The sequence below is a fragment of the Mameliella sp. AT18 genome (genome assembly GCF_028807275.1).
Classification (GTDB): domain Bacteria; phylum Pseudomonadota; class Alphaproteobacteria; order Rhodobacterales; family Rhodobacteraceae; genus Antarctobacter; species Antarctobacter albus.
In genome coordinates this window covers 1-6,719 of record NZ_JARAMO010000092.1, presented here as the reverse complement: position 1 = coordinate 6,719, position 6,719 = coordinate 1, and the positions used below count along the sequence as shown (strand labels likewise).

The following is a 6,719-nucleotide window of genomic DNA, read 5'->3' as shown; positions in this document are numbered from 1 at the left end:
CCCCGTCTCCCTGCGGTCGACTCCCCCGGAGGTATTTGAGGCCCAAAGAAACACCGGTCCGCGCCCATGTTTCTTTGGGCCAAAAATACCTCCGGGGTGAATGGCGCCGCAGGCGACAGAGGGGCAGCGCCCCTCCTGCCTTACTCCGCCGCCTTGGCCATCGGGTTGTTCGGATGCGTCGTCCAGTTGGCATAGTCGTCCGACACGGTCTTGCCCGTGCGCGGGTCGGTGCTGCCCGCCGCCATCCGCTCCATGGTGATGCAGTCCTCGACCGGGCAGACATCGACGCACAGGTTGCAGGCCACGCATTCCGCGTCGTTGACCTCGAAGACACGGCCTTCCTTCATCCAGATCGCCTGGTGGCTGGTGTCCTCGCAGGCGGCATAGCAGCGGCCGCACTTGATGCAGGCGTCCTGGTCGATCTTGGCCTTGGTGACGTAGTTCAGGTTCAGGTACTGCCAGTCGGTGACATTGGGCACCGCCTTGCCGATGAACTCGGAGGTCGAACGATAGCCCTTCTCGTCCATCCACTGGCTCAGCCCGCGCTTCATCTCTTCGACGATCCTGAAGCCATAGGTCATGGCCGCCGTGCAGACCTGCACGTTGCCGCAGCCCAGCGCCATGAACTCTGCCGCGTCGCGCCAGGTGGTCACACCACCGATGCCGCTGATCGGCAGGCCATGCGTTTCCGGGTTGCGCGCGATTTCCGAAACCATCGACAGGGCGATCGGCTTTACCGCCGGGCCGCAATAGCCGCCGTGGCTGCCCTTGCCGTCGATCGTCGGCTCGGGGGCGAAATTGTCGAGATCGACCGAGGTGATCGAGTTGATCGTGTTGATCAGGCTCACCGCGTCGGCGCCGCCGTTCTTCGCCGCCGCGGCAGGTTTGCGGATGTCGGTGATGTTGGGGGTCAGCTTCACGATCACCGGCTTGTCGTAGTACTGCTTGCACCAACGGGTGACCATCTCGATGTATTCCGGCACTTGGCCCACAGCCGAGCCCATGCCGCGTTCGGACATGCCGTGCGGACAGCCGAAGTTCAGTTCGATCCCGTCACAGCCCGTCTCCGCCACGCGCGGCAGGATCGCCTTCCAGCTGGCCTCTTCGCAGGGCACCATGATCGAGGCGATCAGCGCGCGGTCGGGGTAATCCGCCTTCACGCGCGCCATTTCCTCGAGGTTGGTTTCCAGCGGCCGGTCGGTGATCAGCTCGATGTTGTTGATGCCCAGCACCCGCCGGTCGGCGCCGTAGACGACGCCGTAGCGCGGGCCGTTCACGTTCACGACGGGTGGGCCCTCTTCGCCGAGGGTCTTCCAGACCACACCGCCCCAGCCCGCCTCGAAGGCGCGGCGGACGTTGTATTCCTTGTCGGTCGGCGGCGCCGAGGCCAGCCAGAAGGGGTTGGGCGAGGTGATGCCCAGGAAATCGGTTGTCAGATCAGCCATGTCTCGTCTCCCGTTTGGGGTGAGGCGTCGGGCGGGGGTCAGCCCGCCGTCGCCATCAGCGTCGCGTGAATGTCCTCTGCGGCGTCGCGGCCCTCGGCCACGGCGACCACGGTCAGGTCCTCGCCGGGCGTGCAGTCGCCCCCGGCCCAGACCCCCGGAACCGATGTCCGCCCGGCGCCTGTCACCTTGACCTTGCGGCCCTCCAGGTCCAGCCCGTCGACCGGCGACAGGGTCTGGCCGATGGCGCGGAATACCTGGTCGGCGGGCAGGCGGATGGTTTCGCCCGTGCCCTGCAGCTTGCCGTCCACCAGTTCGGTGTATTCCAGCTCGATCTCGCGCACCGCGCCGTTGCCGTGCATGGCGACAGGCATCACGTTGAACATCAGCCGCACGCCTTTGGACGCCGCCAGGTCCTGTTCAAATCCGCTGGCTGGCATTTCCTCGCGCGCGCGGCGATAGGCCAGCGTCACGGTCTCGGCGCCCAGCAGTTTCGACTGCACGGCGGCATCCACGGCGGTCATGCCGCCGCCGATCACCACCACGTTGCGGCCCACCGGCAGGGCGGCCAGGTCGTCGCTCTGCCGCAGGTCGGAGATAAAACGCACCGCGTCCTCGACCCCGGCCTTTTCGCCGCCCTCGATCTCCAGCAGGTTTACCCCGGCCAGGCCGACGCCCAGGAAAACCGCGTCGAAATTCTCGCGCAGCCCGTCGAGGGACACTTCGACCCCCAGCGCGTTGCGGTACTCGATGGTGATGCCGCCGATGCCCAGCAGCCAGTCGACCTCGCGCGCGGCATAGCCGTCCACGGTCTTGTAGGCGGCGATGCCGTATTCGTTCAGCCCGCCGGGCCGGGGCCGCGCCTCGTAGATGGTGACCGCGTGGCCCTTCATCGCCAGCCGGTGCGCGCAGGCCAGTCCCGCGGGGCCGGCGCCCACTACCGCCACGCGCTTGCCGGTGTCGGGGGCGCGGTCAAAGGGGTGGCCCTGCCGCGTCATCAGCGCATCGGTGGAATAGCGTTGCAGCCGCCCGATCTCGACCGGCTTGCCCTCGGCGGTCTCGCGCACGCAGGCCTCTTCGCACAGCGTTTCCGTGGGGCAGACCCGGGCGCACATGCCGCCCAGGATGTTCTGTTCGAAGATCGTCTTGGCCGCCGCCTCCGGCTGGCCGGTGGCGATCTGACGGATGAACAGCGGGATGTCGATTTCGGTGGGGCAGGCGGTCACGCAGGGCGCATCGTGGCAGAAATAGCAGCGATCTGCCGCCACCGCTGCCTCGTGCGGGTCGTAAGGCGCGTGAAGATCCTCGAAGTTACGAGCCAACTGATCCTGGCTGAGGCGCCCGGACTGGATGCCGGGGGTCTGCGGGCTGGTCATGGCCTCTCCCTGTTTTTTCCTGTTCTATGGACTCAGCCTGCCACAGGTCGGAATTTTATCAAACGGTAAAATTCTGCCCCGGCCAGAAACCCGCTGTTTTCCCGCCCTCTGCCCACCCGCGCAGCAAAAAGGGGGCCGTCCGGCCCCCTTGTCTTCGGCAGGTCGCCCGGCTGGTCAGGCGCCGGGCACCAGAACCAGCTGCACGCGGCGGTTTTCGGCGGCATCCGGAAAGCGTGCATTCTTGAGATAGTCAAAGCCCACGCCCACCGCCTCGATCTGGCCGGTGCCCAGGCGCATGGTGCTCTGGACATAGCGCGCGACGGCATTGGCCCGGCGCTGCGACAGCGCCTTGTTGTAGGCCGCGCCGCCCACCGCGTCGGTGTGGCCGATGAAGATCAGCTTGCTGTCCTTCAGCCGCGGATCGCTGAGCGCATTGGCCAGGGTCGACAGTTTCGCCATCGCCTGCGGCGTCAGCGCGTCCGAATCGTAGGCAAAGAGCACCTCGAGGTCGATGGTCGGCAGTGGTTCGGGCTTTTTCGTGCGGTCCTCGATGGCGATGGCCACGCCGGCCCGGGCCGGCGTGGCCGAGGCCGGCGGCTTGGGCTTGCGCTCGACCACGCCCAGGTTGACCACGTCGTCCAGCGTGAACTTGGCCCCGCCGCCGAATTCGGCGTTGTCGCAGGCCGACGGATCGACAAGGCAATCGCGCATCTCCGCGGCGGCGGCATCCGGCTTGGGCGGATCCCCGAGAGAGAAACTGTCCAGCGTCACGGTCGACTGGGCGAAGGCCACGCCGGGCAGGACCAGCGCGGCGGCGAAAAGGGGAAGGATCGTCTTGGGCATGGCAATATCCAGCGTTGGTCAGAAGGAAAGCAGGTATTTCTGCACGATTGCCAGCTGCACCCGGCTGAGTGTCGTGCCCGGGCCAGGGCGGCAAGGATCAGAATGGGAAATGAACGGTGCATCGCGGCCCCCGGAAAATATGGGGACAAGATACCCGAAATCCCCTGCTTTTTCCACTTACCGCATTTTTTCCAAGCGCGCAGGTAGGGATTTGCTATGCTTCCCACGGATTTGTCTGACCAGAGGATTGCCATGCCCCGCGTTGTCCGCCCGTTTGCCGCTGCCTCTGCCGTGGCGCTCTGCCTCCTGCCCGCAAAGGCCCCGGCCCAGGACGGGATCCAGAAGGAACTGGCCATCGAGGGCTACAACAACGAGGCGATCTATACCTACGCCGAAAGCTCGGACTTCCGCAGGCTGGGCCGGGGCGTCGGCAAGCTGCAGATCCGGACCGACGCGGGCGAAAACCCCTGCACCGCCTTTCTGGTGGATGCCACCCATATCCTGACCAACTACCATTGCATTCCCGGCGTGCTGGAAGACCCGCGCATCGGCGCCACGGAAATCACCTCGGTCACCTGGATCGCCGGGTTCGTCGAGCCGGGCCGGGACGAGGAAACCGCGCGTTTCACCGTCAACCCGGTCCCGGTCGAAAGCTCGGCAGAACTGGACTATTCCGTGCTCGAGGTGACGGGCGTGCCGACCGACCGCTTTCCGCCCTTGCCGCTGTCCGATGCCCCGCCGGTCGAGGGGATGCCCTTCTGGATCATCGGCCACCCGATGGGCAAGTCGCAGCACATCAGCCGCGAGGGCTGCCGCGCCGCGCGTCCGCCGCTGGAAAAGGCGCCCGAGGCCCAGTCGGGTCAGCGGGTGCGCCATACCTGCGATACGCTGGGCGGCAATTCCGGCTCTCCGATCATCGACAGTTCCGCCCGCCAGGTGATTGCCCTGCACAACTCCGGCAACCGCAATGTGGGCATCAATTACGGCATCCCGATGGCCGAGATCCTTGGCCGTTCGAAGGTCCTGAAACCCGCGGCTGCTCCGACGCCCAAACCTCTGCCGATGCTCATGTCGGCCTTTCCCGCCAGTCTTGGCGTAGGTGGGGAACTGTCGCTGGTGGCCGACATGCCCGCCGACTGCACGCCGGCCTTTGTCGACATCTCTCCCAGCCTGCAACTGACGCCGATCCCGCTGGAAGTCTTCGAGAAGGTCGATCTTGGTCCCGGCCAGACCCGCTACCAGGTCACCCCGACCAGCCGCTATGCCGTCGTGGTGCAGGAACAGGACGAAAAGGGCGAACACCGCATCGGCTATCTCTGCAGCAGCAGCGGCGTCAGCGATGCCGAACAGTTGAAATCGGCACTGCGGCTGGTGGTGGCCGACCTGAACAAAGGGCAGCTTTCGGGCAAGGTCACGGTCGATGGCGGTACCGTCGACTACGCCTTCAAGAGCTACGTGATCGAGTGATGCGGATGGTACGCGCGGTCCTCGCCGCGACCCTGACCCTGGTCGGCAGCGCCGCCCTTTCAGCGGAGATCACCCTGCGCGACGACCTGCGTCCGCGGCTGTCGCAGCTCTGGCCGATCTACGGCGAGGAAACGAACACTGGCCGCAACCGTCCCGTGGTCCTTCCGGCGGGTGAAGAAGATGGATACTATCCCAACGGTCTTCGGATCATCTCGGTCTCGGGTGTGATAGAACCCGGCGATGCCGAGCGGCTTGCCGCGATGATCCGGGTAGCGGTCCCTGTTCCAGAATTTGTCATCGTCTTCGACAGCCCAGGCGGCAATTTCGCGGAAGGGGTCAAGATCGGTCGCCTGCTGAGCCACTATCGTGAGGGAAATGCTGCTCCGAAGCTGCATGGCGTGATCGTCCTTGACGACGCGGAGTGCATGTCCGCCTGCGCCGTGGCATTCACCTTGGCCGCCAAGCTACGCGATTCCGGTCGGTCGGTGCGCTATGTCGAACAGGGGGCGCAGCTGGGCTTTCACATGCCGTACGTCCCGGTGGACCAGCAAGATCGCCAGACTGAAATCGTTGCCGCGATGGACCTCACCTATCAGATCATGTCGGAATACATTCGGTTGATCGGCAACGGCATCGCGCCCTCGGCGTTGGTGCAGAATGCGCTTCACTACCGCCGCCCCGACGCGTTCTTTCTGTTGCGTGGGGGGCTGGTGACGCGGTTCATGGACTTTGTCCCGGTCGCGGGGCCGAAGGGCGGCACGGCACTTGCGCTTTCTGGCCTGACCCAGCGCGACGCGCTCAACATGTGCCAGTATCTGACCTATTCGCAGGGGCGCGACATGATCGCCGCCGAGTACGAGTTCTGGCCGGTCGACATAGGCAGCGAATTTCCCGATGACACCCCGCTCAAGACCCTTTTCGAAAGATACGGCGATCGCCGGCTGGCCAATGACGGGTGCAGTATCGAGTGGCAGCAGGGCGATATACTGGGCATTGCCGCCTTCGGTGACTGTGGCCGCCGGTCCACCGGCAGCGGATGGTGTGCGGCGCCGCGAAACAACAACGGTTACACCCAGCACCGGGGCGACCTTCCGCGCGCCACTGGCGCCCTGCTTGGGGACAGCCTCGGCTGTCACGGCGGAAACCTGACCACCCGCTATTACCGCTGGGACGCGGGCAACCGGTTCTTCGAAGAGGAAGACCCCGAGGCCTACAGCTGGGTCGGAGAACTCCATGACGCGCCCGAAGCGCCGATCCTGTCGATGGACTGGTCCGGCGCGCGGCTCGAAACGAATCTCAACATTCGCAGCGCGCCCCGCGGCGACCGTCTCGCCCGCTGGTCCGAGGGCACCCCGGTCGAGGTGCTGGACTGCACCCTTTCCGCGGACGGGCAGGGGGTCTGGTACCAGGTCCGCGGCGAGGGGCAGACCGGCTGGGCCAGCGCCCGCTACGTCGGGGTGCCGGCGCTTGCGGGATGGGATCTGATGATCCGGCCGGTCGGTTTCGAATAGGCGGGCAGGAGGCGGGTTAACGAAACCTGACCGCTTTGTACGAAATGCTGGAATCGCCGTACGTTTTGTACAAAACGTAC

Annotated in this window: 5 protein-coding genes; 2 read left to right on the top strand and 3 right to left on the bottom strand. The window is 65.6% G+C overall.

Annotation, left to right across the window (positions count from 1 at the left end; all coding sequences use genetic code 11):
• Nucleotides 1-140: 140 nt before the first annotated feature.
• The 3 genes from preA to PVW46_RS13020 form a co-directional block, all read right to left on the bottom strand.
• Nucleotides 141-1,445: an NAD-dependent dihydropyrimidine dehydrogenase subunit PreA gene (gene preA, locus PVW46_RS13030; protein ID WP_069209140.1), complete on the bottom strand. Its 1,305-nt coding sequence runs from the start codon at nt 1,443-1,445 to the stop codon at nt 141-143.
• A gap of 38 nt (nt 1,446-1,483) precedes the next feature.
• A complete protein-coding gene (locus tag PVW46_RS13025) occupies nt 1,484-2,818 on the bottom strand; it encodes an NAD(P)-dependent oxidoreductase (protein ID WP_069209139.1) in 1,335 nt (444 codons plus the stop codon).
• Between the two features lie 174 nt (nt 2,819-2,992).
• Nucleotides 2,993-3,661 carry an OmpA family protein gene (locus PVW46_RS13020; protein WP_069209138.1) on the bottom strand — a complete coding sequence of 223 codons (669 nt, stop codon included), beginning with the start codon at nt 3,659-3,661 and terminating at the stop codon, nt 2,993-2,995.
• 252 nt (nt 3,662-3,913) lie between these two features.
• On the opposite strand from PVW46_RS13020, the gene PVW46_RS13015 reads away from it, so the two are divergent.
• Both PVW46_RS13015 and PVW46_RS13010 read left to right on the top strand, forming a co-directional pair.
• Nucleotides 3,914-5,128, top strand: coding sequence for a trypsin-like serine peptidase (locus tag PVW46_RS13015; protein ID WP_069209137.1), 1,215 nt, complete (start codon nt 3,914-3,916; stop codon nt 5,126-5,128).
• Nucleotides 5,128-6,639 carry an SH3 domain-containing protein gene (locus PVW46_RS13010; RefSeq protein ID WP_069209136.1) on the top strand — a complete coding sequence of 504 codons (1,512 nt, stop codon included), beginning with the start codon at nt 5,128-5,130 and terminating at the stop codon, nt 6,637-6,639. The genes PVW46_RS13015 and PVW46_RS13010 overlap by 1 nt, the downstream gene beginning before the upstream one ends.
• Nucleotides 6,640-6,719: the final 80 nt, after the last annotated feature.